Here is a 26,649-nt window from a genome sequence, read left to right as displayed (position 1 = left end):
GAGAACACGAGGTACCCGTGACCACCACCGCACCAGCCCCCGTCACCGCGACGGACACGCTGCTCGACTTCCGGAACGTCGAGATGACGTTCCCGAACGGCACGATCGCCCTGCAGGGCGTCGACCTGACCGTCGACCGCGGCCAGTTCGTCTCCGTCGTCGGCCCCTCCGGCTGCGGCAAGTCGACGCTGCTCCGGATCGCGTCCGGCCTCGAGACCGCCTCGGACGGTACCGCCGGGGTGGCCGCCGACCGGATCGGCTACGTCTTCCAGGACGCCACGCTCCTGCCCTGGCGCACGGTGCAGGGCAACGTCGAGCTGCTCGCCGAACTCGGGAACGTGCCGAAGGCCGAGCGGGCCGAGAAGGCGGAGCGGGCGATCGACCTCGTCGGGCTGAACGGCTTCGAGACGAACCTGCCGAAGCAGCTCTCCGGCGGCATGCGGATGCGCGTGTCCCTCGCGCGGTCGTTGACCCTCGACCCGGAGCTGTTCCTGTTCGACGAGCCGTTCGGCGCCCTCGACGAGATCACCCGCGAGCGCCTCAACGACGAACTCCTCCGGCTCTTCGTCGAGCAGCAGTTCGCCGGGCTCTTCATCACCCACTCGGTGTCCGAGGCGGTGTACCTGTCGACCGAGGTCGTCGTCATGTCCGGCCGTCCCGGCGGGATCGTCGGCCGGTTCGACGTCCCGTTCCCGATGCCCCGCGACCCGGACATCCGCTTCACCCCCGAGTTCGCCGAGCTCGTCGGCGAGGTCTCGCACGCACTCCGGGAAGGACACCGCTGATGGTCACGCTGCAGGAGGTCGCCGAGGCCCGCACCACCCGGGCCGCCGCCCGACGCACCACGCCCCGCGGCCGTCGCTCGGTCACCTGGTGGCAGCCCGTCGTGGTCCTCGCCCTGCTCGTCGGCGTCTGGTACGCCGTGGCGTCCTACTACGACCACGTGCGGAGCCTGGCCTTCCTCGTGCCGTACCCGCACCTCGTCCTCAAGGCGATCGTCGCCCCCACCGGGATGAACGGCGCACCCTCGACCTTCGGCTCCGACCTCTGGCTCGCACTCGGCCGGACGACGGTCGTCTCGCTGACCGGACTCCTGTTCGCCATTGTCATCGGCGTCCTCTGGGCGATGGCGATGGCGCAGGCGAAGTGGATCGAGAACTCGCTCTACCCGTACGCGGTCGTCCTGCAGTGCGTGCCGATCCTGGCGCTCGTGCCGCTCATCGGCGCCCTGTTCGGCTACGAGTTCACGAGCCGCGTGATCGTCACCGTGATGATCGCCCTGTTCCCGATGGTGTCGAACACGCTCTTCGGCCTGCAGTCCGCCGACAAGGGGCAGCGCGAGCTGTTCCGCCTGCAGCGTGCCGGCCGGTTCGCCCAGCTCGTGAAGCTCCAGGTCCCCGCCGCGCTGCCGTCGATCTTCGTCGGCCTGCGCACCTCGGCCGGCCTCAGCGTCATCGGAGCGATCGTCGGCGACCAGTTCTTCCAGCGCGGCAACCCCGGCCTCGGCGTCCTCATCCAGGTGACGGCGTCGCGGCTGATGGGCCCCGAGCTCTACGCGACCATCATCATCGCCTCGCTCTACGGCGTCGCGGTGTTCCTCGTCTTCGGCCTGCTCGGCCGTCTGGCCGTCGGCCGCTGGCACGACTTCGGCTGAACCGGTCCCCTCTCTCCCCCTCACACAGCACCCCACCCAGCACCCACCCAGCACCACGAGACCCGCACCACGATCGGAGCCTCCATGCGCACCACCACCCGACTCGGCGCTGTCACCGCCGCCCTCACCGTCTCCGCGATCGCCCTGACCGGCTGCGCGAGCGGTTCGGCGACGAGCGCCACGACCACCGCCGCGACGAGCGCCGCCACCGGCCCCACCGTCGACCTGTCGGACGTCTGCCCCGCGACCGTGGTCGTCCAGACCGACTGGAACCCCGAGGGCGAGCACGGCCACCTGTACCAGATGCTCGGCGCGAACCCCGCGATCGACGCCTCCGGCAAGACCGTCACCGGCGACCTCGTCGCCAACGGCAAGCCGACCGGCGTGCAGCTCGAGATCCGCGCCGGCGGCCCGGCGATCGGCTACTCGAAGGTCAGCTCGCAGATGTACCAGGACGACTCGATCACCCTCGGGTACGTCTCCACCGACGAGGCCGTCTCGTTCTCCGGCAAGCTGCCCACCACGGCGGTCTTCGCCGAGAACGACCAGTCCCCGATGGCGATCCTGTGGGACCCGGAGACCTACCCCGACGTCGACAGCATCGAGGACCTCGGCAAGGCGCTCGAGGAGAACGACGGCGTCGTCCGCTACTTCAACGACGCCGCGTACATGTCGTACCTGTCGGAATCGGGCATCCTCCCGAAGAGCGTCCTCGACGGCAGCTACGACGGCACCCCGTCGAAGTTCGTCTCGGCCGCCGGCAAGGACGCCCAGCAGGGCTTCGCCACCGCCGAGCCGTACGTGTACGAGAACCAGGTCGCCGCCTGGGGCAAGAAGATCGAGTCGGCCCTCATCTCGAGCACCGGCTGGAACCCCTACCCCGAGACGATGTCGGTCCGCTCCGACCAGATGTCCGACCTGAAGCCGTGCCTCGAGGAGCTCGTGCCGGTCATGCAGCAGGCCGACGTGGACTACCTGGAGTCGCCCGCTGCGACGAACGACCTCATCACGCAGCTCGTGCAGCAGTACAACAACGGCTGGACGTACGACTCGAAGGTCGGCGCCTTCGCCGCCGAGCAGATGCGGAAGCGCGGCATCGCGACCGACGGTGACAACGGGTACGTCGGCGACATGGACGAGCAGCGCATGGCCGACTTCATCGAGAAGGCGACGCCGGTGTTCTCCGGCTCCGACGGCGGCATGAAGAAGGACCTCCAGCCGTCCGACCTCTACACGAACGAGTTCCTCGACACGACGATCTCGCTCGGCTTCTAGCCGATCCGACCCTGGCCCCGACCGGCCACCGCACCGACGGGAGGCGCGACACCGCACGCGTGTCGAGCCTCCCGTCCGTCGTCCCCCACCTCCCACGCAGCAGGAGCAGCCATGACCATCGTCACCCCCGTCTCCGTCTCCCCCACCACGATCGAGGCGCTCCGCGCCGACCTCGTCGCCCTCCTCGGCGAGCGCGGCGTGAGCGCCGACCAGCGCACCCGCGAACGCGCCTCCGTCGACGAGGCGACGATGAGCCCGATCCTGTCCGAGCAGCTCCCGCTCGGCCTCGCCGACCTCGTCGCCTCCCCCGCGAGCGCCGACGAGATCGCCGCCACCCTGGAGGCCGCGGTCCGGCACGGCGTCCCCGTCACCACCCGTGGCAAGGGCACCGGCAACTACGGACAGGGCATCCCCCTGCACGGTGGCCTCGTGCTCGACACCTCCCGTGCCCGTGCGGTCGTCGAGGTCGGGGACGGCTGGATCACCGCCGAGGCCGGCACGACGATGGTCGCACTCGAGCAGGCCGCCGCCGCCACCGGCCAGCAGCTCTGGATGTACCCGTCCACCGCGCAGTCCACGATCGGCGGGTTCCTGTCCGGCGGCTCGGGCGGCACCGGGTCGATCGCACACGGGTCGAACTGGCAGGGCTTCGTCACCGCGCTCGACATCGCCCTGCCCGGCGAGTCCGAGCTCCGGCACGTCGAGGGCGAGGAGGCGCAGCCCTTCGTGCACACCTACGGCACCGCCGGCGTCATCGCCCGCGCGACCGTGCGGCTCGAGCCGCTGCAGGACTGGCGTGCCGTCTACGCGACCTTCCCGACGTTCGAGCAGGCGCTCGTCGCGGTCCGGACCCTCCGCGGTCTGACCCCGGTGCCGCGGCTCGTCAGCGCCGACCGCGCGGCCATCGCGGCCACGCTGCCGAAGGACCCGGCCATCGCCGCCGACCGGGCCAGCCTGCGCGGCATCATCGACGCCGCGGCGCTCGACGAGGCGCGGGACCTCATCACGTTCGCCGGCGGCACCGTCGAGGACGTCCGCGAGGGCCTGCAGCAAACCACGAAGGTCTCGATGCTCTCCTACAACCACCCGATCTGGTGGCTGAAGCGGAACACCCCCGACACCGAGTACTTCCACGTCGAGGTCGGCGGCGAGGCGCTCATCGACCGGATCGCCGAGGTCGAGGCCGTCTACCCCGGCGGCATGCTCCACATCGAGGCGGCACACGTCGGCCCGATCGGCATGCTCACCGCGCCGTACACCGGAGCCGAAGCCGTGTACGCCGGGTACCCGCTCCTCCGCGACCTCGGCGTCCGGGTGCACAGCCCGCACCAGTACTACGTCGACCACGGCGTCGAGGAGCTCCTCGCCCTGAAGCAGCAGACCGACCCCGAGGGGCTCCTCAACCCCGGGCACGTGATCGACCCGTCCCTCGTCGAGTCCGGCGGCTCGACCGCGTCCGCGCAGCCCGCCGTCCCCGGGTTCGGCAAGTGAGCGGCGGCACGATCGGCACCGGCACGCGCAAGCTCGCCGAGCTGTCCGGACCGGCGGTCGCCGCGGGCTTCGGGCCCGACACGATCGTCGTCCAGCCCACCGGGGCCGTCGAGCACCACGGCCCGCACCTGCCGCTGCTCACCGATTTCCTGCTCGCCGACCACATCGGTGGCGCCGCGGTCGAGCAGGCCGCGGCCGAGGGCCTCGACGTGTGGCAGCTCCCCACACTGGCGTTCACGAAGTCCGACGAGCACAGCTGGGCGCCCGGCACCGTCTGGCTCGACGCCGACACGATGTTCGACACCGTCGTGCAGATCGGCCGCGCGGTCGCCCTCACCGGGGCTGGCACGCTCGTGTTCGCGAACGGGCACGGCGGCAACGTCGCCCTCCTGCAGGTCGCCCTCCGCGAGATCCGGAAGCGGACCGGCCTGAAGACGTTCCTCATGCCGACCCTCGCCCGCGTGCCCGGGCCCGGCGGGGAGGACGCCGACGAGCTCGGCCTCGGCATCCACGGCGGCGCGGCGGAGACGTCGATGATCCTGCACCTGCGCCCGGACCTCGTCGACATGACGCTCGCCGAGCGCTGGGTGCCGGAACACATCGCCGGGTTCTCGAAGATCGCGTTCAACGGCGGGCCGGTGTCCTTCGGGTGGTTGTCGAACGACTTCCGGACGCCCGGCGTCGTCGGGGACGCGAGTCGCGCCTCCGCCGCGTACGGCGCAGCCCTGTGGGAGCACTCCCTCGCCGAGGCGGTGGCGTCCCTGCACGAGATCGCCCGCTTCGACCCCGCCGGCCCGCGGTGACCGCGCTGCCGGGCCAGGCCGCGGCGACCGTCGACGGACCGCCGCCCGCGGACCCGCTCGTATTCGCCGCGGCCTGGCTCCCGGCGGACGGGTCGGCACCGGGTCCGACGATGACGCTCTCCACGATCGGCCTCGACGGCTACCCGTCCGCCCGGACCGTCCTGCTGTCCCGGTTCGACGGCCAGCGCCTGCACTTCCACACCGACACCCGGAGCCGGAAGGCGGCCGAGCTCGCGGCCGTCCCCCGGGCCACCATGACGATCGTCTGGCCGGAGGCCGCCCGCCAACTCGTCGTCACCGGTGACGTCACGCCGGTCACCGGCCGGGAGGCCCGACTCGCCTACTCCGCGCGAACCCGCTACCTGCAGGTGCTCGCCTGGGTGAACGACGCCGACCTGGCGGGTGCGACCGCCGACGTCCGTCGGCAGCGGTGGGCCGCGTTCGCCGCGGAGCGCGGCGACGGGCCGCTCGAGCCGCCGGCGACGTGGGGCGGGTTCGCGCTGACGCCGCTGCGGATGCTGTTCTGGCAGGGTGCCACCGACGGGCCGAGCAACCGGCTGGCGTACGAGCGGGACGCCGACGGGACGTGGCGGTGGGAGTCGTGGCCGGGATGACCCGAGCCGGCGCCGGGGCGGGCCGACGTCGTCGAGTTGCGCCGAGCCTCCCGGTCACTACCGGACGTCACGCATGACGCGGATGGTGCCGAGGCTGCCGTCCGTCGGGTCCGGCAGGACCATGCCCGCCGCCAGACCACTCCGCAGGTACTCGAGGACCTCGGCGGTCAGCCGCTCCCCCGGCACGTACGCGGGGATGCCGGGCGGGTAGGGCGTCGCCTGCTCGGCCGCGATCCTCCCGACCGCCTCGTCAGCCGGGACGGACTCGGCGGGGGCGAAGAACGCCTCACGCGGTGTGACGACGGACTCGAGCAGGATGCCCGACCGGTCCGGCAGCTGTACCGGCGGGTCCTGGTCGAGTCCGGGGGCCGCGACCGCGAGGTCCTCGAGCGCCTGCACGAGCCGGTCGGTCGTGAACTCGTCGTCCGCGATCGAGATGTCGACCCCGAGGTGCCGGTGGTCGGACAGCCCGAGGTCGATCTGGTGGTGCTCGCGGATCCAGTCGAGCGCGTGGTAGCCGGTGATCCCGAGCGCCTGGACGTCGAGCAGCATGCGCATCGGGTCGAGCTCGTGCGAGGCCTCCGCGTGCAGGAGCTCGTCGTGCAGCACGCTGATCCCGTCGATGGCGTCGATGCGCTCCCGGGTGCGGTCGGCGAGCTCGATCGCCCGTTCGATCCGCTCGGCACCGTCCTGCACCATGTGCCGGCGCCACCCGTCCATCGCGGCGTAGACGAGGACGTTCGGGCTCGTCGTCATGAGCATGTCCGCGCAGGCCCACAGGTGGTCGTGGTCGACGAGGTCGCCGCGGAGGTGCAGGACGGAGCCCTGCTCGAACCCCAGGCCCATCTTGTGCACGCTCGTCACACACACGTCGGCACCGGCGCTCATCGCCCACGAGGGCAGCTGCTCGGAGAACGGCAGGTGCGCACCCCACGCCTCGTCGACGATGAGGGGCTTGCCCCGCTCGTGGCAGACCGCCGCGATGCCCTCGATGTCGGCGCAGGTGCCGTACGGGGTGGGGCTGACCACGAGCGCCGCGGCTGCGTCCGGGTGGGCGTCCCAGACCGCGGCGTAGTCCTCGGGCGACGGCGGGTGCGAGATGCCCTGGTCGGTGTCGAGCCGGGGTTCGACCCAGTACGGCTGCAGTCCGGAGAACACGAGCCCGGCCGTGACCGACTTGTGCGCGTCCCGGCCGATGACGATCCCGCCGTCCACGCCACCGACCGAGAGCATCGCCGCCTTGACCGACAGTGAGCTGCCACAGGTCGAGAAGAACACCTTGTCCGCGCCGACGGCGTCGGCCATGAGCGCCTCCGCGGTCGCGAGGTAGCCGTTCGACGACGTCCGGTCGTCGAGCCCGCCGCTGGCGAGCACGTCGTTGCGGAACGGGTCCGTCCCGAGCACCGACAGCGTCTCGGTGTCGACCCCGCGGCCCTGCCGGTGCCCGGGCGGTGAGAAGCTGTACCGGTTCATCGCGTGGTGGTCGCGCAGGGCGTCGAGGAACGGGGCGTCCGTCTGGTCCAGGTCGGCAGGCATGGTCCCCGTGTAGTCCGACCGCCGTGGTCGTCGATCCAGTGTCGCGTGCACGTGGGAACGACGAAGGCCCCGGAGGTGATCTCCGGGGCCTTCGTCGTGGTGCTGCTGTGCGCTCGAAGGGACTCGAACCCCCAACCTTCTGATCCGTAGTCAGATGCTCTATCCATTGAGCTACGAGCGCGTGGCCCTTGCGAGCCGTGGAAGACTCTACAACAGCTCCGGTCACAGCGCCAATCGAGCACCGTCCGCCCGCGCGCTCGGCGTGTCGTCGGTGGTCAGCCCAGCGTCGGTTCCTCGTCGAACACCTCGGCGAGGAACACCCGCAGCGCCTGCCACGAACGCCGGTCCGCGCGCTCCTGGTACTGCGCGCCGTGGTCGGGCGCGTCCGTCCCGGGGACGGCGAACGCGTGCATGGCGTCCGCGTAGGTCACGACCTGCCAGTCCACCTCCGGGGCACCGCGCATCTCGTCCTGCCAGGCGTGCACCGCCTCGTCGGGGACGACCGGGTCGGCGCCGCCGGTGAGCACGAGGAGCTTCGCGCGGATCTCGTGCGCGTCCGAGGGGTCGTGTGTGATGAGGCCGCCGTGGAACGCCACCGCCCCGACCAGCTCGGCACCGGTGCGGGCGAGTTCGAGCGCTCCGGTACCGCCGAAGCAGTAGCCCATGACGACGACCTTCGTGGCGTCGACGTCCGGGTCCGCGAGCAGACGGTCGAACCCGGCGCGCAGACGCGTGCGGAACAGGGCGTTGTCGCCGTAGAACCGACCGGCCACCTCGGCGGCGGTGTCGTCGGCGGGACGGATGCCCGCGCCGTAGACGTCAGCCCCGAACGCGACGTACCCGAGGCGGGCGAGCATGGTCACACGTGCCGCGACGTGCTCGTTGACGCCGTGCCAGTCGTGGACGACGAGCACCGCGGGGCGGGGGCCGGCGACGGCTGCGTCCTTCGCGAGCACCCCCTCCAGGCCGGTGCCGTCGGAGTCGTAGTGCACGGTCTCGACACGGATGTCGGCACCGGCGGGTTCGGGAACGGTCTGCAGTATCGCGTCGATCGTGGTCACGCCCCCGACGGTACGCCCGGGGGCCCGCGCCGGACCCGGACGACGCGGCCGCCGTCGTCTCCCGATCGCCGGCTCGTGTCGGGAGGTCCCGCGACACGCCAACGGGAGCGTCGGCTCGTCAGGATCGACTCGTCCTCGACACTACGGAGTGAGAGGGGGCATCAGTGGATGACGACACCGAAGCCGACGCAGCACTGGCTCGTCGGCTCGCGGACGGGGACCGGACGGCGCTGGCCGACGCGTTCGACCGGTTCGCGCCGACCCTGACCCGTTACGCGTGGGCCCTGGCCGACAGCCGGCAGGACGTCGAGGAACTCGTGCAGGACACCTTCCTCACGCTCTGGCAGAAAGCTGCCGGACTCGACCTCGCCACGAGCGCGCTGCTGCCGTGGCTGCTCGTGGTGTGCCGCAACCACGCCCGCAACCAAGCACGACGCATCGCGAAGAACCGCGGGGACGAGCTCCCCGAGGACCTCGCAGCGCATCCGGGTGCCGACGAGGCCCGCGAACGCCTCCGCTGGGTCCGCGACGAGATCGCGGCCCTGGCACCCACCGACCGACGCATCTGCGAACTGTGCCTGCTCGAGGGCCACTCCTACGCCGAGGCCGCGCAGGTCCTCGGCCTCAGCGTCGGGGCGGTCACCCAGCGGGTCTCCCGCTCACGCGCACGACTGAAGAAGGCGGTGATGCACGATGAACACTGAGCCCCCCACCGGAGACGACCTGCAGCGGATGCTCGTCTCGATGAAGCAGACCGTCCTCGACCGCGCCGAGGACCGCCGCCCGGCACCCCGGCGCCGCGGTCGTCGAACCGGTATCGCGATCGGCGTGATCGCGCTGCTCGGCCTCGGTGCCACCAGCGGCGGTGTCGCCCTCGGGATGATCCCACAGCCCTTCACCGCCGCCCCCGCGCCCACCTCCACGCCGACCCGGACCCCGTCCCCCGCACCGAGCACACCGGCTGCCGCACCCGTCGTCGACGAACCGCTGCCCACACCGACACCGACACGACGGCCGTACGACGCCGCCGACCCGTCGACGTGGACCGTCTCGGGAGACGAGTTCGGCCCCGTCGCGCTCGGTGGTCCCACCGCGGGCGAGACGGACGACCTCGTGACCGCCTACGTGCGTGACCCCGGGGCCGACGTCTGTTCACCGGACTTCGGGGGTGCCTGGAAGCGGGACGGGGCGCCGGACCTCACCGTGTGGTCGGAAGGCACGGTCATCGGCGTCACAGCCTCCGTGCCTCTCGGCACCGCATCCACCGGCGTGTCCGGTCCGACCACCGCCGAGGGGATCGGTGTCGGTTCGACGCTTGACGAGATCCGCTCCGCCTACCCTGACGCGGCCGAGGACCGTGAGCGGAGCTCCGCCCCCGACACGCTCCCGGCACCGAACGCCTACACGTCATGGAAGGTGGACACCGGCTCCGGGCCCGTCTGGTTCGCCCTGGACAGCGACGGAGTCCGTGTCAGGTCGGTCGAGATCGGACGGATCTCGCAGATCTCCTGCGACTGACGTGTCGCCGTCCTGGTCAGCAGTTGCTCGCCCGGCTGCGGTCCCGGGCCGTCACGACCCGTCGGGACCCTTCAGACCACGATGAAGAACTGCTCACCGAGGTCGACCCGGCCACCGCGGGGGACGTGGACGGGCCGGCCCGGTACGCACTCCGTGACGAGGCCGTCGTGCTGGACGACGGTGCCGTTCAGCGATCCCTGATCGGTGACGAGCAGGCCGTCCGCGACGACGGAGAACGCCGCGTGCGCGTTGGACATGCTCGCGTCGGCGTCCGGGAAGCGGACCGGGTTCGGCGTCCGCGTCGGGCGTCGGCCGATCACACCGCTCCCCGTGATCGTGATGCTCGTGCCGGAGCTCGTGTGCAGGGTGGCGCGGTGCACCGTCCGTGCACGCGGCGGTACGACGACGGTCCGCTCGAGTTCCTCGTCGAGGTCGTCTTCCGCGTCCCTGGTCGGCACGTCCGGCCCGGTCCCGTCGAGCGCGGGGATGGTGTGCTCCGACGGCCTTGTGCCGGCCGACTCGGACTTCGCCCCCTCTGTCGGCGCAGCGGCCGGGGCTGTCTGCACACCCGGCTCCGTCGGCCCCGACCACGAGCCGACGGCGGCTACTGCGACCGAGATGCCTTCCGCGGGCGGACCCACCGGGAGGGAGGCTGCGGGCACGTCGGACGGGACCGACGCCGCCAGCACGACAGACGGTCGGGAGGCCACGGGCACGTCGGACGGCACACTCGCCGCAGGCACGGCAGCCGGGATCGAGTCATCGGGTCCGTCGGACGCACCCGATGGCGGAGCGGTCATCGGCGCCGCGTCCGGAACCGCAGGCGCCGCTGGGAGGCCTGTCGGGCCTCCCGTCGGTCCCGCGGGCGCGATGAGCGCACCATCCGGCAGGGCCGGGTCGTCGCCGGCGTCGTCGGACGAGTCCGCGGCAGCGAGGTCGACCGCGTCGACCGTCGGCGTGCTGCGGCTCTCACCGCGCGCCCCCGCCTCGTCCTGCGCCGCCCCGTCACCGTCAGCCGCCCGCAGGTCGGACGGCACCGTGTCCCCGCCGACGGGAGGAGCGGGGACATCGGGCACCGCCAACACCGACCCGTCCGTCCCGACCGACAGGTGCCACTCCCCCTCGGCGCCGCTCGTGACGAGCCGGACGGCCTCGCCGCGCTGCCGGGCGAGGGCGACGACGTCGGCGATCACGATCTCGCGCGCTCGCGCACTGTCACCCACCATGCGCACGGTCGCGACGTCGTCCACGAGCATCTCCAGCGTGCCGTCCTCGGTGATGTGTGCGGCGACGGCGGATCCGGCACCGGCTGGCAGGTCGGTCGTGATGTCGGTGCTCATGGTGTTCCTCCTCCGACCGCGGCCGTCACCGCGCTCACGTTCCAGGTGTCGCCGTCGCGGGTCACGACGACGCGGTACTGCTGTTCCAGGGCTGCTCCGTCCGCGGTCTCCCACTGCACGACGGCCGTGCCGGTCTTCCTCACGGCGTCGGATCGGTGCACCGACCACGAGCGCAGTCGCTCGAACGCGAGCGTCCCGCCGAGCCCGGGTGCCCGTTCCGCACGTTCTCCGGCGAGGGCCGCGCCGGAGCCCTCGAGCGCGCGGAAGAACGCGGTGACCACCGGTCGGGTCGCGGAGGTCGTGGCCTCGTCCTGCGGCAGGGGTGCGATCGGCGTCCCCTGCGGTGCATCCGGGACACCGATCGCCGCCGGGAGGCCGGACACCCATGTCCGCGGCCCGACGACCTGCACGGGGATGCTCAGCGCCTGCTGCACCGTCTCGCCCTCGCGCCAGGACCCCGGCGCGCCCGAGTACCCGGTGACGGACACGACGACCGTGACGATCGCGTGTGAGGCATCGACGATCGAGAACCCGAGCGCTGCCGCATCACCCGCCGCGGACTTGCCCGAGCCGTCCCAGCCCGCCTGACGTGGCACGCCGCTGACCATCACGTCCGCGAGGGCGTCCGCGTGCGCCTGCGTGTCCGACTCGTCCCACGTGTAGTAGGCCTCAGCGAACCGCTCGGCCGTGGAGACCGCGAGGGCCTGCGGGAACGTCGCCGAGTACGGCACGCTCCCGGCTGGCGACGGCGCGAAGATCGTCCGGACCCCGACCACCAGGGTCACGACCGCCGCGCCCGCCACGAGGGCCTGCGTCGCCCGCGCCCATCGCGACCGTCCGCCTCGTGACCCGAACCCGAGGACGTCCCGGAGCACGCCGAGCAGGGACACCGTCAGCCGCGGTGCGTGCGCGAGGGACGTCGTGCTGCTCCGAGTCTCCAAACTCGACCCCGACTCCGGACGGGAGGCCCGTCCACCGTGCGCCTCGGTGCGTGCGTCTCGCAGACGCCCGAGCCGCAACCGCCGGCCGCCGCGCGCCGGCGTCGCCGGCTCTGCGTCAGCGGCGGTCGCAGCCGCAGCCGCAGCCGCAGCGGGCGTCGCACCACCAGCCCGTTGTCCCGTGTCAGCGATCACCGCTGGGGGAGCCACTGCCGTCGGATCCTGCGGCGGGGTCAGGGTCGGGGCCGGGGTGGCGGTCGCCGCCGACATCGCGGCGGGCGCCACGGCGGGAGTCGGCACAACGGCGGGCGCCGCGGCGGGAGTCGGCGTCACGGCCGGCGCCGTAGCGGGAGTCGGCGTCGCGGCGGAGGTCGGCATCGCGGTGGCCGCCGACATCGCAGCGGGCGCCACAGCGGGCACCGAGTCCGGCGCCGACGTCGAGCTCGATGCCCCGGGTCCCGACGACGTCGATCCCGGTGACGAGCCTGCGGCCGCGACCTGCGAGGTGTCACCACCTGCCGGAACGGCCGCGGGCGCGGGCGCGGCGGTGACCGCCGCGCCGATGACGGACGCGACAGACGGCGCCGGGGTGACCCGGGCCTCCAGGACCGGCACCTCGGGTGGCGTGTCCTCCACGGCCAGCGTCTGACCCGCGTGGCGCGTCCAGGGGTTCGGGGAGGCGTCGGCCGCTGGCCGGGGCGACGGAGCGTGGTCGCTCGCGGTGCCCGGCTGCTCGGGGCGGGCGTCGGTCCGGGTCCGGAGCGACCGACGGGACGGGAATGGCTGGTCCATCGGATCTCTCTTGTCAGGTGTGACGATCAGGCCGTTCCGCGGGCGGACGGGCCGCGCGCGTCATCGGGAAGGGGCAGTGCGACGGTGCCGGCGGGCGACGGGAGGACGTCCGCTGCGACCCAGGGGAAGACCCACGTGAAGAGCACGAGGACGACGGCGACGAGGAGCACGAGCAGCTCGAGCACCTTGAGAGCGGTCGGTCCGGGGAGCAGACGCCAGACGAGGGGGAAGATCACTTCGCGGCCTCCCGGAGTTCCTTCGGCGTCCCGTCCGAGGCCTGCATCCAGTAGTCGAGCTTCGCGTGGACGACGTACCGCTCCGCGGCCGACCACATCGGGTGGCATGCGGTGAGCGTGAGCCACCGGTCGTCCGCTCCGGGCTCCACCCCGGGCTCGTTCGGCACCGGGGCGATCGTCTCGGTGTGTTCGGGCGTCACGATCTGGCTGTCGGTGACCCGGTAGACGTACCAGACGTCGAATGCGGTTCTCGTGTCGGTGACCCGGACCACGACGGCGTCGTCGGTCTGCAGCTCCGCCACCTGGTTGAGCGGTTTGCCGTAGGTGACGCGATGTCCGGCGACGGCGAAGTTGCCGACCGCGCCGGGCATGGCGACCCCGACGTAGTGGCCGAGGCCGATCGTGTTGAGGACGCGCTCGCGATCGGTCCCCTGCGCGATGGGACGGTCGTAGTCGTTGCCGAACCGTGGGATCTGCATCGAGCCGAACACCGCACCGACGGCAGTGGGTTCGTCGAGCACCGGAGCCGGACCCCGCTGCGGGACGCCCGCACGGTCAGGTGTCTCCGGCTGCCGGAGCCCGTCGAGGATCTGCGTCTGCTCCCGCACGGCGACGACGTCCGTCCACCACGCGGTCCAGAGGACGTAGAGCCCGGTTCCGGCACCCGCGACGATGAGCAGCTCCGCGACGAGGGTGAGCAGCACCGAGGCGATGCTCCGGCGTGGCCGCCGTCGCCTTCGTGACGCGACAGCAGCATGGGCTGGTGCCGTCCGGAGCCACGGGTTCTCCTCGAGTGTCTCGGGCATCGGTCGGTCCTCCAGCGGTTCGCGTGGGTCGGGTTCGGGGCCGCCTGACGCCGTGCTCCCGCCTGGAGGCCCGACACCGCTGGACAGAGCGGCTCGGCAGGCAGGGCACGGCGGAACACGGCACGGGCCGGACCCCGGCGCGGTTCGCGGCCGGGGCCCGGGGTGGGGACGTGCGGGAGCCCGGACGGGCCCCGCACGTCCCGCGGTCACATCTCGCTGTCGACCGTCTCGCTGTCGGCCTTCCGGCGACGCAGGACGAACATCAGCACACCACCGGCAGCGGCGAGGAGGGCCGCGATCGGTCCGGCGATCATGAGCACGTCCGAACCGGTGAACGCGAGCTCACCGGACGGCTTGCCCGACCCGTCGGACGACCCGGAGCCGGAGACGGTGCCCGAGGCGTTGCCGGACGCATCGGACGAGGCCGCACCGATCGCCGCAGCAGAGGCAGCACCGGACGCGTCACCCTTCGCAGCGGACGAGGCCGACGCGTGCACTGCCGAGGAGTTGTCCCCGTTCGCAGCACCCACGGCCGCAGCCGATGCAGCACCCTTCTCGTTCGCGGAAGCGTCCTTCGACGCGCTCGCGACCTGGTTGCCGGCAGCAGCCGCAGCGGCGTTCGCCGAGACGTCCTTCGCCGCCGAAGCGATCGAGGTGCCGTCAGCGTTCGCCGCCTTCTCAGCAGCAGCCTGCGCCGCGGCCTTCTTGTTGCCGTCAGCCTGAGCTGATGCACCAGCCGACGCCGAGGCGTTCATGTTGGCGTTCGCCTGGTTCGAGCCGCTCGCCTTCGTCGAACCGCTGGCCGTGGTGGAACCGCTCGTGCTCGTCGAACCACTCGTGCTCGTCGAACCGCTCGCCTCGCTCGAACCACCCGTGCTCGTCGAACCACTCGCCTCAGTCGAGCCACTCGTGCTCGTCGAACCACTCGCCTCAGTCGAACCACTCGTGCTCGTCGAACCACTCGCCTCAGTCGAACCACTCGTGCTCGTCGAACCACTCGCCTCAGTCGAACCACTCGTGCTCGTCGAACCGCTCGCCTCAGTCGAACCACTCGTGCTCGTCGAACCGCTCGAGCTCGTGGAACCGTCAGCGCCAGCGTTCTTCGACGCGTCCGAGGACGCGTTCGAGATCGCAGCCGACTGCGCAGCCGCCTGCGCAACAGCCTTCGCGTTCTGCGACCCGGCAGCGTTCTCATCCGAGTCGTTGTTGCCCTCCGACGCAGCCTGCGCCGCAGCAGCAGCCGCCGACTCCGCCGACGCCGCAGCATCCTTCGACGCCTCCGCGACCATGTTGCCCGCAGCAGCCGCCGCAGCCTCACCATGCGTCGTCGCCGCAGCATCCTTGTCGGACTGCGCGTCCGAGAACGCAGCAGCAACCGCCGCAGCCTCCGCCGCCGGGTTGTCGTTCCCATCAGCATCCGCCGACGCAGCAGCCGACGCCGCAGCATTCGCGTTCGCCTTCGTCAACGAATTCGCATCCGACCCAGCGTTCTTCGACGCGTCCGAGGACGCGTTCGAGATCGCAGCCGACTGCGCAGCCGCCTGCGCAACAGCCTTCGCGTTCTGCGACCCGGCAGCGTTCTCATCCGAGTCGTTGTTGCCCTCCGACGCAGCCTGCGCCGCAGCAGCAGCCGCCGACTCCGCCGACGCCGCAGCATCCTTCGACGCCTCCGCGACCATGTTGCCCGCAGCAGCCGCCGCAGCCTCACCATGCGTCGTCGCCGCAGCATCCTTGTCGGACTGCGCGTCCGAGAACGCAGCAGCAACCGCCGCAGCCTCCGCCGCCGGGTTGTCGTTCCCATCAGCATCCGCCGACGCAGCAGCCGACGCCGCAGCATTCGCGTTCGCCTTCGTCAACGAATTCGCATCCGACCCGCTGCCGGCACCATCCGCAGCAGCGTCCTTCGACGCATCCGAGGACGCGTCTTGAATCGCCGCCGATTGCGCAGCAGCGGAGGCGTCTCCATTGGATGCAGTAGACGCGCCTGCGTTGGTTGTTCCGTTGGCGTCGTCATCGGCGGCAGCCTGTGCGGCTACCTGCGCAGCGGCATTCGCGTTCGGCGCCGCATCTGCCGAGGCATTCGTTGACGCCGTCGCCGAACCGGCTGCCTCCGCAGCTGCCTTCGCGTCCTTGTTCGTTGCAGCCGATGCCTGCGTCGACTTGTCTCCATATGCAGCAGCTTGAGCGGCGCCCTTCACGGACGCGTTCGAGTGGTCGTCCGCATTTGCGGACGCAGCAGCAGACGCAGCAGCATTTGCATTACCTGGGTTGATGATGGGATCGACAGGCCCGGGCCTTTCTGGGACGATTGATCCGTTCAGAATCGGCGCATGAATCGCAGAGGGCTTCACATAGTTGCCACTTGCCTCCTTGACGAAGAACAAGTTGAATGTGTAGGTACCTTTCCCCTTCAGATAGTAGGTGTGACCCTCAACCCAACGCGACCTCGTCGGGTCCCAACGGAACTGTTGATCCACTCCTCCAGTACAATTGGTAAGCTTGTTTGAGTAGTCGTCGTGCACCGCGTTGTTCGCGAGGAACAAGGTGGATGTGTCCTCGATACATTGGCCCGAAGGGCTCTTGATGGGCCCTGTCGCGGTCCCTTTCGGGAAAGTCCAAGCCTGAGGAACCTTCAGCGCCTTTTGGCGCGCTTCCGCAAGGGTCCTTGCAAACTCAACCGGGATCTTTGACCTTTCAGTGGTGCGTCCAGCGCCGATGACAATGTATCCACCAACAGAAGTGTCATAATTCGCCACGATGAGACCGTTTGCCGAAGAAGCTGCGTTGGCAGAAGAAATCCCGAAGGCCGCCCCCGCTGCTGCGAGCGCGCCGACTGTCGTCGCAGCGACGACCTTCTTCGCACTGAAGCGCTTGTGCTTGCTCATGTAATGCTTTCCTTTGGTCAGCGACACGGACCATGCCTGGTCCCGTGCCGTCGTGAATCGCCGCCGACGCACATCACCGGCGGAGGTTCCCCGGGCCGAGGGCGTTGCCGCGCCCTCGCCCGGGCCGGACCAGTCGATGGCAACTGGTCCGGAGTCGTGGAGCTAGAGGTGGCGGATCGCGGCCTCGGCAGCGTTGACGCCACTCATGCCGTGCACGCCTGGCCCCGGCGGTGTCGCGGCAGAACAGAGGTAGACGCCCGTGACGCCGGTCGCGTAGGGGTTCCTGCCGACGGTCGGGCGCCCGATGAGCTGAGCGAAGGTGTTCGCCCCGGTGTTGATGTCCCCGCCGACGAAGTTCGAGTTCGCCGCCGCAAGACCCATCGCACTCGTGATGTGGGTGGCGACGACACGGTCCCGGAACCCGGGGGCGAACCGCTCGATCTGCTTGACGATGCGGTGCTCGTGCTCGAGGACGGAGCCGTACGGCACGTGTGCGTACGCCCACACCGGTTGGAGGCTGCCGCGGGCACGGCCGGGATCGGCGAGGGACTGCTGCCCGACGAGCGTGAAGGGCTTGCGCGCCGAGCGCCCGCTGACCACGGACGCCTCGGTGGACGCGACCTCGTCTGCCGCGCCGCCGAGGTGCACGACCCCGGCTCGCTTGCAGTCCTCGTTCCGCCAGGGGATGCCGCCGTCGACGGCGAAGTCCACCTTGTACGCGGCCGGACCGTGCTGGTAGCTGCTGAAGGCGCGGCGGCGCTTCGCGGGGATCCCGTCGTGCAGGATCCCGATCGCGGCGGACGGCGCGACGTCGAGCAGGACGACCTCGGCGTCCGGCAGGTCCCGGACGTCGGTGACGGTCCGACCGGTCTCGATGCGCCCGTCGAGCTGCCGGAGCTTCCGGACGAGCGCGTCGGTGAGCACCTGCGCGCCGCCCTCGACGACCGGCCAGCCGGTGGCGTGGCCCGCTGTGGCGAGCATGAGACCGACCGCCGAGGAGAACGCAGCCGCCTGGTCGGTGGTCGCGTGCGCCGCGATGCCGCTCCAGAGCGCACGGGCCTGCTCGGTCCGGAAGGTGCGGCCGAAGTCGACGGCCGAGCGCGCGGCGAGCACCCCGAACCGCGCGGTGAGCGGCCCGTGCCTCGGCACGCGGAGCATCGGCCGCATCGTGTCCTCGAGCAGGTCGTCGAAGCGGTCGACGAACGGCTGGAGGACGTTGCGCCAGAGCGCTCCGTCTGCGCCGAGTCCTTCCGCCGTGGCGCCGAGGTCGCGGTGCAGCACGCCGGCGCTGCCGTCGTCGAGCGGGTGTGCGAGCTCGACGGGCGCGTGGCGGAAGCGGACGCCGAGCGCCTCGAGGTCGAGCGACTGGAAGAACGGGGAGCGCACGGCCAGTGGCAGGAACGACGCGCCGAGGTCGTGCACCAGGCCCGGTTCGGTGAGCTCGGCCGACCCGAGCGCCCCGCCGACGCGGTAGTGGGACTCGAGGACGGTCACGTCCAGTCCGGCGCGCGCGAGGACGATCGCGCCGGCCAGCCCGTTGGGCCCGGACCCGACGACGTACGCCGTCACGCGTGCTCCGTCACGAGTTCGGACGACGGTCGGGAGGCCCGGTCCGACTCCGTCTCGTCGCTCGCCTCCTGCGCTCCGGTCGCTTCGTCCGAGCCGACGCGCGCCTCCGGACGGGCAGTCCCGCTCGCGGTCGTCCCACCGCCGTCCGGCGTCGCGGGTCGGTCAACGGCCTCGACCTGCGCCAAGGCCGCGCTCGCGTCCTCGGCGGCGGACGGGTCGGATTCCTTGCTCGAGGTGGTCGGTGCCCCGACCCACGCCGGGTCCGGCTGGACCGCAGCGTGGTGGTGCGTTGCACAGGTGCATGTCGTGACCGCAGCCGCACCCGTCGGGATCGGGCCACTCGCGGACGTGACCGACGTGGCGGCGGCGGGACGGACCTCCCGGCCGGGGGTGGACGCGACGGCGCTCTGCCAGGCCGAGCGGACCGCGCGCCCGAGGTGCTTCCAGGTGGTGTCGCGGATGAAGATCGCGTCGATGGCGATCATCGCGAGCGAGAAGAACGGCAGCCCCATGAAGAAGCCGATGCCGAGGTGGAAGCCCATGATCGCGAGCAGCGCCAGGATGCGCGTCACCCGGTTGATGAGCATCGGCAGGAACATCATCTGGACGATGATCGTGCCCCACGAGATCGCGACCACGGCCGGGCCCCACGAGGTCACGGCGTCGGCGAGCTCGGGCCAGGTGGAGAAGCGGTCGACGTGCAGCGGGTTGTACACCGCGTAGCCGTTCGCCCAGGTCTGCCCCTGCGCCTTGTAGAGCGCGCCGGACATGTAGACGAACCCGACGTGCAGGGTCATCACCACGAGCACGAGGTTGTGGAGCAGGTTGTTGTACGGCCGGACGGCGGCGACGCGGTGCGCGTAGGTGCGGAGCGCAGCGTGCGACCGCGTCCGGCGGCGGGCGTCGAGCGACAGGCGGATGGACGAGTCGGCGAAGAGCATGTAGATCATCACCATCCGGAGCATGTTGTCCGACTGGTCGGACAGCAGGTCGTTCATCTCCATCCAGGAGACGAAGAAGACGCCGTAGACGGGGAGCACGAACTTCGTGCGCCAGCCGAGCGCCACGAGCAGCGCGAGGACGAACAGCGCGACGAGGGAGAACGTCAAACCGCCGTTGCTCGCCCCGATGAACGGGAACCAGCTGAACACCCAGATGCGGGCGAAGTCACTGCCGGGGTAGGCGTGCTGCCCGTCCCAGAACGAGCCGGCGCCGAACGCGTAGTACCGGGTACTGAAGTTGGCGGCGATGATGAGCATGCCGTGCACGCCGATGAGCATGCGCGTGACGGAGATGCCGTACTGCGCCTTCTTGGAGTCGAGCAGCCAGTGCTCGGCGGTGCCCCACCCGCGGGTGAGGACGGCGAGGACGATCTGCAGCGCCTGGCCGACGAGCGACCGGATGGTGCCGACGGTGCGCTGAGCGGTGGTCGTGATGGCGTTCGTCATGTCAGTGCACCTCGGTCGCGTCGTGCTGGCCGGACGCGTCCACCCAGCGGGTGAAGGTCTCGGCGAAGTCCTGCTCGTTCTGCTCGGGCATCGTGAAGAGGCCGCGCCAGCCGGTGGGGGCCTTCTGCTTCGGCTCCGGCGTGGGGTGCTCCTCGTGGCGGTCCGCGAACGGCGTCACGTTCTGGCGGTAGATGTCCCACTGCACGGAGTCGACGCCGTCGCCCCACACCGCGCGTGCGACCTGGGTGGCGTACGCGTCGGTGAAGGCGTTCGCGGTGATGAACGCGTTGGCCTTCGCGACGGCGTCCTGGTCGTCGCCGCTCGCTGCGCGGAGTTTGCCCTCGAAACGGGCCTTCCAGTCGTCGCCCTTCCAGTAGTGCTCGGCGACGACGGCCTTCTGGTCCTCGGTGAGCTCGTCCCAGGCGTTCTTGTAGTTCGTGGCCTGCTCCGACGCCAGGCTCGTCGCCCGTGCCGGGAGGAGGTGGTGCTTCGCGCCGGCGTACTCGGCGTCGGTGGCGTCGATCCACTTCGTGGTGACGCGTTCGCCTGAGTCGTCGCGCACGACGGCGCGGATCTTGTAGACGTAGTTCCCGTTGATGGGGTCGGGGGCGAAGACGGACCAGGACTGCCCGAAGTACGGGATCTGCCAGGACGTCAGGAAGTCCCCCGGGATCAGCGTGCGCAGCTGGGAGGCCGGCGCGATCCAGAGGAACTGTGCGAAGACGTGGAACGCCGTGACCAGGGCGAGGAGCACCATGACTGCTCTCACGACCGGTCGGCGCTTGAGCGCACGCGGCATCGGGTTGTCGGACATGGGGTCTCTCCTGCTGCTCGGGATCTGATCGTGGGCATGCGCACGATGTGCGACATTTCGTATACCCAACATATCACGTGCCATGCAGGAAGCCGAGCGGCGCAGCCGCGCCGGGATCACGCTGGCGGTCACGCCCCGGGAACGACGAAGAGGTGGCCCGTCCGCAGACGGCACCACCTCTTCGCACCGGGCGACCCCGGTCAGCTGCTGAACGCGGTCAGCAGACCCGCTCGGTCAGCTGTCGACGTTGTCCCAACTGTCCGGCCCGCCAGATCCGGCCGCGTACTCGTCGAGCGGGGTCGTCCCCGCACGCCAGGCAGCGAGGAAGGGCTCGACGACCTTCCACCCCTGCACGGCACTGTCCCCGCGGACCGACAGGGTGGCGTCCCCTTCCAGGACACCGGCGAGCACCTCGCCGTACGCACTCAAGCGTCCGGGGTTGAACGTCGTCGTCAGGGCGGTGTGGTCGATCGTGTAGGGGTCACCCGGGCCGTTCACGTTGAGCTCGAGCTGCATCTCGTCCGGGGCGATCCAGATGCAGAGCCGGTCCGGCTGGACGGCGCCGGTCAGTCCGTTCGGCACGTGCGGCGAGTCCTTGAACGTGATGAGGATCTCGCGGCGCTGTTTCCCGAGGGCCTTGCCGGAACGCAGGGTGAACGGCACGCCGGCCCAGCGCCAGTTCGCGATCTCGAGCTTCAGCTGCGCCAACGTCTCGGTGCCGAGTGCGGGGTCCACGCCCTCCTCGTCCGCGTACGACGGCATCGACCGGTCCCCCACCGTCCCGGCGGTGTACCGGGCGCGCTTGCCCGCGGCCTCGACGTCCCCACCCCAGGGCCGGACGGCGCGGAGCACGAGCTCCTTCTGCGTGCGGAGGTCGTCGGCGTCGATCGAGGCGGGGGCCTCCATCGCGACGACGGCCATCACCTGCAGCAGGTGGCTCTGGATCATGTCGACGAGCGCACCGGCCTTGTCGTAGTACCGGGCACGCCCCTCCAGGCCGAGGGTCTCGTCGTAGACGATGTCGACGCGCGCGACGTGCTGCGAGGACAGCAGCGGCTCGATGATCCGGTTGGCGAACCGCAGGCCGAGCAGGTTGAGCACGGTCGACCGGCCGAGGAAGTGGTCGACCCGGTGGATACGCTCCTCGGGGAGGAACGAGTGCAGCAGGGCGTTGAGGTGTTCGGCGCTCTCGGCGTCGGTGCCGAACGGCTTCTCGAGCGCGAGCCGTGTCCGGGACGGCAGGTCGATGTGGGCGAGCTGCTCGCAGCTCTTCTCGGTGACGGCCGGCGGCAGCGCGAAGTAGATCGCCGGGTCGTGCTCGCAGTCGCCGAGCAGGGTCCGCAGGTCGTCGGCGTCGGTGACGTCGGCCTTGCGGTACGAGGAGCCGTCGACGACGGCCTGGAGGCGCGGGGACAGTCGCCCCTCGCCGGTCGCGCCCTCGTCCTCCTCGTTCTTCGACGCCTGGGCGTTCTCGAACGCCTCGTGCACGAGGTGCTTCCAGTCGGCGTCGGACAGGTCCTCGACGCCGGCGCCGACGAGCTGGATCTCCCAGTCGTCCTTGACGTCGAGCAGCGTCGCGAGGCCGGGGAGCAGCAACCGCTTGGACAGGTCGCCGCTGGCTCCGAGGATGAGCAGTGTGGTCTGGAGGCTCGCCATGCCCCAGACCGTACTCACCGGCTCCCGAACACGGCCGCGTCCGCCCGCTACGGTGGTGGCGGTGCCGACGTGCAGGAGCGTCGACACGGCGCGAGGGAGCACCATGACGACAAAGGGCACCGGGCACGCGCCCGACGTGGACCAGCAGCCGGCCGGACCGCCGCGGTCCGGGTCCCGCGACGGCGGACGACTCCGGGTCGCCGTGGTCGGCACCGGGATGATCGCCGCCGTGCACGTCCGGGCCGCGCGGGCCGCGGGTGCCGAGGTGCTCGGGGTCCTGGGACGGAACCGGGAGCGCTCCGAGCAGGTCGCCGCACAGCTCGGGCTCGACCGCGGGTACGACGACCTGGACGCGGTCATCGCCGACCGGCCCGACGTCGTGCACGTCTGCACACCGAACGACCAGCACCACCCCCAGACGCTCGCGCTCGTCCGTGCCGGGATCAACGTCGTGTGCGAGAAGCCACTCGCCGTCTCCGCCGCACAGGCCGGTGAACTCGAGCGGGCCGCCGCCGACGCCGGGGTCGTCGCGACCGTGCCGTTCGTGTACCGGTACCACCCGATGGTGCGGGAGATCCGATCCCGCATCGCCGCCGGGGAACTCGGCCGGGTCCTCGCCGTGCACGGCCACTACCTGCAGGACTGGATGCTCGACTCGGACGCGTCCTCGTGGCGGGTCGACTCCGGCGCCGGTGGCGTGTCCCGCGCCTTCGCCGACATCGGCTCGCACTGGTGCGACCTCGTCGAGTTCGTCACCGGTGAGCCGTTCGCCTCGGTCAGCGCCGTCACCGACATCGTCCACCCGACACGACCGGCGGCTTCGGGCACGTCGTTCTCCGGCACACCCGACCCCGACCCGATCGCCGACACGACCGAACGGGCCGAGGTGACGACCGAGGACACCGCGGTCGCGACGTTCCGCACCGGCAGCGGCCGGATCGGCAACGTCGTCATCTCGCAGGTGTCCGCCGGCCGGAAGAACCGCCTGTGGTTCGAGGTCGACGGCACGCTCGGGTCGGCCGCGTTCGACCAGGAGCAGCCCGAGTCCGCCTGGTTCGGCAACGAGACCGGGGCGCAGATCGTCGTCCGCGACCCGTCACAGGGCGCACCGGACCAGCGGCGCCTGGCGGTCGTGCCGTCCGGACACCCGCAGGGCTACGTCGACGCGTTCGCCGCGTTCGTCTCCGACACCTACACCGCCGTCACGACCGGCACCGCACCCGAGGGGCTCCCGACCTTCGCGGACGGTGCCCGTTCGGCGCGCATCATCGACACCGTGGTCGCCAGCGCCGGCGACAGCGCCTGGAGGGAGATCCGATGAAGCTGGGGATGCTGACCGCGTGCCTGCCCGGGTGGGACCTGGCACGCATCGCCGAGTTCGCGAGCGCCGAGGGATACGAGCGGCTCGAGGTGGCGGTCTGGCCCGGCACCGGCGGTCGCGACTTCGAGGCCGCGCACCTGCCGGTCGCCACCTTCACGGACGAGGACGCGCAGGCGACCCGGGAGCTGCTCGACCGCACCGGTCTGGAGATCAGCGCGCTCGCGTACTACGAGAACAACCTGCACCAGGACCACGCCCGCCGCGAGGAGGTCCGCAGGCACCTCGAGCACGCGATCGACGCCGCACAGCTGCTCGGCGTGCCCTACGTCGGCACGTTCATCGGCCGCGACACGACGAAGTCCGTGCGCGAGAACATGGCGGAGGGCGACCGGGTGCTGCCCGAACTCGTCGACTACGCCGGCGAGCGGGGCGTCCGGTTGATCATCGAGAACTGCGTGATGGAGGGCTGGCATCCCGACGGCTACCCGGGCAACATCGCGTACTCACCCGAGCTCTGGGAGTGGGTCACCGGACTCGGCTTCGGGCTGAACTGGGACCCGTCGCACCTGACGTGGATCGGCATCGACCCGGTCGAGACGATCCTGCCGTTCGCCGAGCACATCGTGCACGCGCAGGCGAAGGACGTCGAGCTGTTCCCCGAGCGGCGGAACGAGTACGGCTTCTTCGGCAAGGTCGACAAGGGGGACGACCCGTGGGAGATGGGCTGGTGGCGCTTCCGCGTCCCCGGCCGCGGGGTCGTCGACTGGCCCCGCGTGGTCGACCGGCTCTACGAGGCCGGGTTCGACGGCACACTGTCGGTCGAGCACGAGGACCCGCTCTGGGGCGGCGAGGACGTGAAGGTCCTCGAAGGTCTCCGGATCGCCCACCGGACGCTCCGGCCCCTCATCGCGGCGGAGCAGTAGCGGCGGGCGCCGCCGGACGGGAGGCCCGCACCGCGCGACCGGCGTCGGTCACGCGAGCCGGGCCTCCCGTCCGACGACCGCCCGTGACCGCGCGCTGGGAGCGCGCGGACCCGCAGCGAGCACCCTGGACGCATGAGCCAGAACGTTAGCGAATTCGTCCTCGACCGCATCAAGGCGTGGGGAGTGACCCGTGTGTACGGGTACCCGGGTGACGGCATCGGCGAGTTCGACGGCGCACTCGGCAAGGCCGACGGGAAGGGCGAGGGCGTCGAGTACATCCGCCCGACGCACGAGGAGATCGCGGCGCTCATGGCGACGGCGCACGCGAAGTTCACCGGTGAGGTCGGCGTCTGCATCGCGACCTCGAGCCCGGGGGCGTTCCACATGCTCAACGGGCTGTACGACGCCCAGATGGACAACCAGCCGGTGGTCGCGATCGTCGGGCAGCAGGGGCTCGCCGCGGTCGGCACGTTCACGCAGCAGGAGTCGAACCTCGAGCGCGTGTTCGCCGACGTCGCCTGCTACGTGCAGACGATCGCCACGCCGGACGCCGCCGGGGTCGTCATCGACACCGCGTTCCGCACCGCGATGCTCCGCAAGCAGCCCGCCGTGGTCGTGCTCCCCCACGACGTGCAGGCCATGAAGTGGTCCGAGCCCGGCACCGAGCACTGGGTGTCCCGGTCGAGCGACGTCCCCGCGTCGACGCGCATCACCCCGCCGACCGACGACGTCCGGAAGATGGCGGAGATCATCAACGCCGGACAGAAGGTCACCTTCCTGGTCGGCGCCGGTGCCCGCGGTGCGACGGACCAGGTGCTCGCGGCCGCCGAGAAGGCCGGCGCCGGCATCATCACGGCGCTGCGCGGCAAGGACGTCGTGCCCTCGGACGTGCCGTACCACACGCAGCAGGTCGGTCTGCTCGGCTCCCGCCCGAGCCTGACGCAGATCAAGGAGTGCGACACGATCGTGCTCCTCGGCACGAACTACCCGTACGGCGAGTACCTGCCCGCGGTGGGGCAGGCGCGCGGCATCCAGGTCGACATCAAGCCCGAGCAACTCGGCCTGCGCTACCCGAACGAACTCAACATGTGGGGCGACGTCGGCGCGACGCTCGACGCCGTGCTCCCGCTCCTCGAGCAGAAGACCGACCTGGGCTGGCAGGAACAGCTCGCCGACGAGATGCGCGAGTGGGAGGCCGAGATGGGTCGCCAGGCCGAGGTGTCGTACAGCGACGGGGTCAACCCCCGCCGGGTCGTCCGCGCCGTCAACGAGCGGCTGCCCGAGGGCGTCACGGTGACCTGCGACGCCGGCACCACCGCCGACTGGTACGGCCACCACATCCGCCTCCGCCGCGGCATGCACGGCGACATGTCCGGACGGCTCGCGACGATGCTCGCCGCGATGCCGTACGCCGTGACCGCGAAGTTCGCCTTCCCGGACCGCCCCGCCGTGTGCACGATCGGCGACGGCGCGTTCCAGATGCTCGGCATGAACGAGCTCATCACCGTGAAGAAGTACATGGACCGGTGGCAGGACAAGCAGCTCGTCATCGTGGTCATGCACAACGACGACCTCGGCCAGGTCTCGTGGGAGATGCGGACCGAGGACGGCAACCCGATGTGGCGCGGCTCGCAGGACGTCGAGACGATGGACTACGCCGGGTACGCCGAGCTGCTGGGCTTCCAGGGCATCGCGGTGCACAGCGACGACGAGGTCGATGCGGCCGTCGAGCGGGCGTTCGCGTTCGACGGCGTGACCCTCATCGACGCCTACGTGAGTCGGAGTGTGCCACCGCTGCCGCCGCACATCACCGCGGAGTACGCCGTCAACACCGCGAAGAGCCTGCTGAAGGGCGACCCGGTCGAGTTCGACGTGGTGAAGGACTCCGCGAAGGCGATGGCGGCGGAGGTCGGCGAACGGGTGAAGGGCGCGCTCGGGCGCGACTGACCGCACGTCGCGCGGGGCGGTG

General features: G+C 71.1%; 23 protein-coding genes and 1 tRNA gene. 12 read left to right on the top strand and 12 right to left on the bottom strand.

Annotated features, from left to right (window positions below):
• Positions 1 to 17: 17 nt before the first annotated feature.
• The 6 genes from DEI91_RS10740 to DEI91_RS10715 all read left to right on the top strand — a co-directional run bounded on the left by DEI91_RS10740 (position 18) and on the right by DEI91_RS10715 (position 5,837).
• Positions 18 to 785 (top strand): ABC transporter ATP-binding protein, encoded by a 768-nt coding sequence (locus tag DEI91_RS10740; protein WP_220038073.1) that lies wholly within the window; start codon positions 18 to 20, stop codon positions 783 to 785.
• Positions 785 to 1,654 (top strand): ABC transporter permease, encoded by an 870-nt coding sequence (locus DEI91_RS10735; protein WP_111052271.1) that lies wholly within the window; start codon positions 785 to 787, stop codon positions 1,652 to 1,654. Before DEI91_RS10740 ends, DEI91_RS10735 begins: the two co-directional genes overlap by 1 nt.
• An 84-nt stretch (positions 1,655 to 1,738) precedes the next feature.
• Entirely contained in the window at positions 1,739 to 2,929 is a 1,191-nt protein-coding gene (locus DEI91_RS10730) for an ABC transporter substrate-binding protein (protein WP_111052270.1), read from the top strand.
• Between the two features lie 111 nt (positions 2,930 to 3,040).
• Positions 3,041 to 4,420 (top strand): FAD-binding oxidoreductase, encoded by a 1,380-nt coding sequence (locus tag DEI91_RS10725; protein ID WP_111052269.1) that lies wholly within the window; start codon positions 3,041 to 3,043, stop codon positions 4,418 to 4,420.
• Complete coding sequence (locus DEI91_RS10720) at positions 4,417 to 5,223, top strand: creatininase family protein (protein ID WP_220038072.1); 807 nt, start codon at positions 4,417 to 4,419, stop codon at positions 5,221 to 5,223. The genes DEI91_RS10725 and DEI91_RS10720 overlap by 4 nt, the downstream gene beginning before the upstream one ends.
• A 110-nt stretch (positions 5,224 to 5,333) precedes the next feature.
• Positions 5,334 to 5,837 carry a pyridoxal 5'-phosphate synthase gene (locus DEI91_RS10715; RefSeq protein WP_146244275.1) on the top strand — a complete coding sequence of 168 codons (504 nt, stop codon included), beginning with the start codon at positions 5,334 to 5,336 and terminating at the stop codon, positions 5,835 to 5,837.
• A gap of 57 nt (positions 5,838 to 5,894) precedes the next feature.
• Here the strand turns inward: DEI91_RS10715 and DEI91_RS16850 are convergent, their stop codons facing one another.
• The 3 genes from DEI91_RS16850 to DEI91_RS10700 all read right to left on the bottom strand — a co-directional run bounded on the left by DEI91_RS16850 (position 5,895) and on the right by DEI91_RS10700 (position 8,434).
• A complete protein-coding gene (locus DEI91_RS16850; protein WP_220038071.1) occupies positions 5,895 to 7,373 on the bottom strand; it encodes an aminotransferase class I/II-fold pyridoxal phosphate-dependent enzyme in 1,479 nt (492 codons plus the stop codon).
• Between the two features lie 108 nt (positions 7,374 to 7,481).
• Positions 7,482 to 7,554: transfer RNA gene (locus tag DEI91_RS10705), tRNA-Arg, on the bottom strand.
• 94 nt (positions 7,555 to 7,648) lie between these two features.
• The gene (locus DEI91_RS10700; RefSeq protein WP_111052267.1) at positions 7,649 to 8,434 is read right to left on the bottom strand and encodes a dienelactone hydrolase family protein; all 786 of its coding nucleotides are present in this window, start codon (positions 8,432 to 8,434) and stop codon (positions 7,649 to 7,651) included.
• A gap of 164 nt (positions 8,435 to 8,598) precedes the next feature.
• Here DEI91_RS10700 and DEI91_RS10695 point away from each other — a divergent pair, with 164 nt between their 5' ends.
• A complete protein-coding gene (locus DEI91_RS10695) occupies positions 8,599 to 9,138 on the top strand; it encodes an RNA polymerase sigma factor (protein ID WP_111052266.1) in 540 nt (179 codons plus the stop codon).
• Positions 9,128 to 9,952: a hypothetical protein gene (locus DEI91_RS10690; RefSeq protein ID WP_146244274.1), complete on the top strand. Its 825-nt coding sequence runs from the start codon at positions 9,128 to 9,130 to the stop codon at positions 9,950 to 9,952. Before DEI91_RS10695 ends, DEI91_RS10690 begins: the two co-directional genes overlap by 11 nt.
• Before the next feature lie 71 nt (positions 9,953 to 10,023).
• On the opposite strand, the gene DEI91_RS10685 is transcribed toward DEI91_RS10690, so the two are convergent.
• A complete protein-coding gene (locus DEI91_RS10685; protein WP_111052264.1) occupies positions 10,024 to 11,292 on the bottom strand; it encodes an FHA domain-containing protein in 1,269 nt (422 codons plus the stop codon).
• Positions 11,289 to 12,233 carry a conjugal transfer protein gene (locus DEI91_RS10680; protein WP_181439569.1) on the bottom strand — a complete coding sequence of 315 codons (945 nt, stop codon included), beginning with the start codon at positions 12,231 to 12,233 and terminating at the stop codon, positions 11,289 to 11,291. The genes DEI91_RS10685 and DEI91_RS10680 overlap by 4 nt, the downstream gene beginning before the upstream one ends.
• 247 nt (positions 12,234 to 12,480) lie before the next feature.
• On the opposite strand from DEI91_RS10680, the gene DEI91_RS10675 reads away from it, so the two are divergent.
• Complete coding sequence (locus DEI91_RS10675) at positions 12,481 to 12,879, top strand: hypothetical protein (protein ID WP_111052262.1); 399 nt, start codon at positions 12,481 to 12,483, stop codon at positions 12,877 to 12,879.
• Positions 12,880 to 13,048: 169 nt separating this feature from the next.
• Here DEI91_RS10675 and DEI91_RS10670 read toward each other — a convergent pair whose 3' ends face one another.
• The 7 genes from DEI91_RS10670 to DEI91_RS10635 form a co-directional block, all read right to left on the bottom strand.
• Positions 13,049 to 13,258 (bottom strand): hypothetical protein, encoded by a 210-nt coding sequence (locus DEI91_RS10670; protein WP_220038078.1) that lies wholly within the window; start codon positions 13,256 to 13,258, stop codon positions 13,049 to 13,051.
• Positions 13,255 to 14,064, bottom strand: coding sequence for a class E sortase (locus tag DEI91_RS10665; RefSeq protein ID WP_258374390.1), 810 nt, complete (start codon positions 14,062 to 14,064; stop codon positions 13,255 to 13,257). The genes DEI91_RS10670 and DEI91_RS10665 overlap by 4 nt, the downstream gene beginning before the upstream one ends.
• A 206-nt stretch (positions 14,065 to 14,270) precedes the next feature.
• The gene (locus DEI91_RS16010) at positions 14,271 to 16,949 is read right to left on the bottom strand and encodes a hypothetical protein (protein ID WP_146244272.1); all 2,679 of its coding nucleotides are present in this window, start codon (positions 16,947 to 16,949) and stop codon (positions 14,271 to 14,273) included.
• Between the two features lie 162 nt (positions 16,950 to 17,111).
• Positions 17,112 to 18,518, bottom strand: a complete 1,407-nt coding sequence (locus tag DEI91_RS10650) for an NAD(P)/FAD-dependent oxidoreductase (protein WP_111052259.1) — start codon at positions 18,516 to 18,518, stop codon at positions 17,112 to 17,114.
• Positions 18,515 to 19,966, bottom strand: a complete 1,452-nt coding sequence (locus DEI91_RS10645) for an HTTM domain-containing protein (protein ID WP_258374389.1) — start codon at positions 19,964 to 19,966, stop codon at positions 18,515 to 18,517. Before DEI91_RS10645 ends, DEI91_RS10650 begins: the two co-directional genes overlap by 4 nt.
• Before the next feature lies 1 nt (position 19,967).
• Entirely contained in the window at positions 19,968 to 20,780 is an 813-nt protein-coding gene (locus tag DEI91_RS10640; RefSeq protein ID WP_111052258.1) for a DUF5819 family protein, read from the bottom strand.
• A 234-nt stretch (positions 20,781 to 21,014) separates the two neighbouring features.
• On the bottom strand, positions 21,015 to 22,436 hold the full coding sequence (locus DEI91_RS10635; RefSeq protein WP_111052300.1) for a glucose-6-phosphate dehydrogenase: 1,422 nt from the start codon (positions 22,434 to 22,436) through the stop codon (positions 21,015 to 21,017).
• Between the two features lie 103 nt (positions 22,437 to 22,539).
• On the opposite strand from DEI91_RS10635, the gene DEI91_RS10630 reads away from it, so the two are divergent.
• From DEI91_RS10630 to DEI91_RS10620, 3 genes are all read left to right on the top strand, one after another.
• Positions 22,540 to 23,757, top strand: a complete 1,218-nt coding sequence (locus tag DEI91_RS10630) for a Gfo/Idh/MocA family protein (RefSeq protein ID WP_181439568.1) — start codon at positions 22,540 to 22,542, stop codon at positions 23,755 to 23,757.
• Positions 23,754 to 24,680 (top strand): sugar phosphate isomerase/epimerase, encoded by a 927-nt coding sequence (locus DEI91_RS10625; protein WP_111052257.1) that lies wholly within the window; start codon positions 23,754 to 23,756, stop codon positions 24,678 to 24,680. The genes DEI91_RS10630 and DEI91_RS10625 overlap by 4 nt, the downstream gene beginning before the upstream one ends.
• 132 nt (positions 24,681 to 24,812) lie before the next feature.
• On the top strand, positions 24,813 to 26,627 hold the full coding sequence (locus DEI91_RS10620; protein ID WP_111052256.1) for a thiamine pyrophosphate-requiring protein: 1,815 nt from the start codon (positions 24,813 to 24,815) through the stop codon (positions 26,625 to 26,627).
• The last annotated feature ends 22 nt before the right edge of the window (positions 26,628 to 26,649 follow it).

It is taken from the genome of Curtobacterium sp. MCBD17_032 (assembly GCF_003234855.1).
Taxonomy (GTDB): domain Bacteria; phylum Actinomycetota; class Actinomycetes; order Actinomycetales; family Microbacteriaceae; genus Curtobacterium.
Note: the sequence above shows the minus strand (reverse complement) of the source record. Positions and strands in the feature narration are given on the sequence as shown.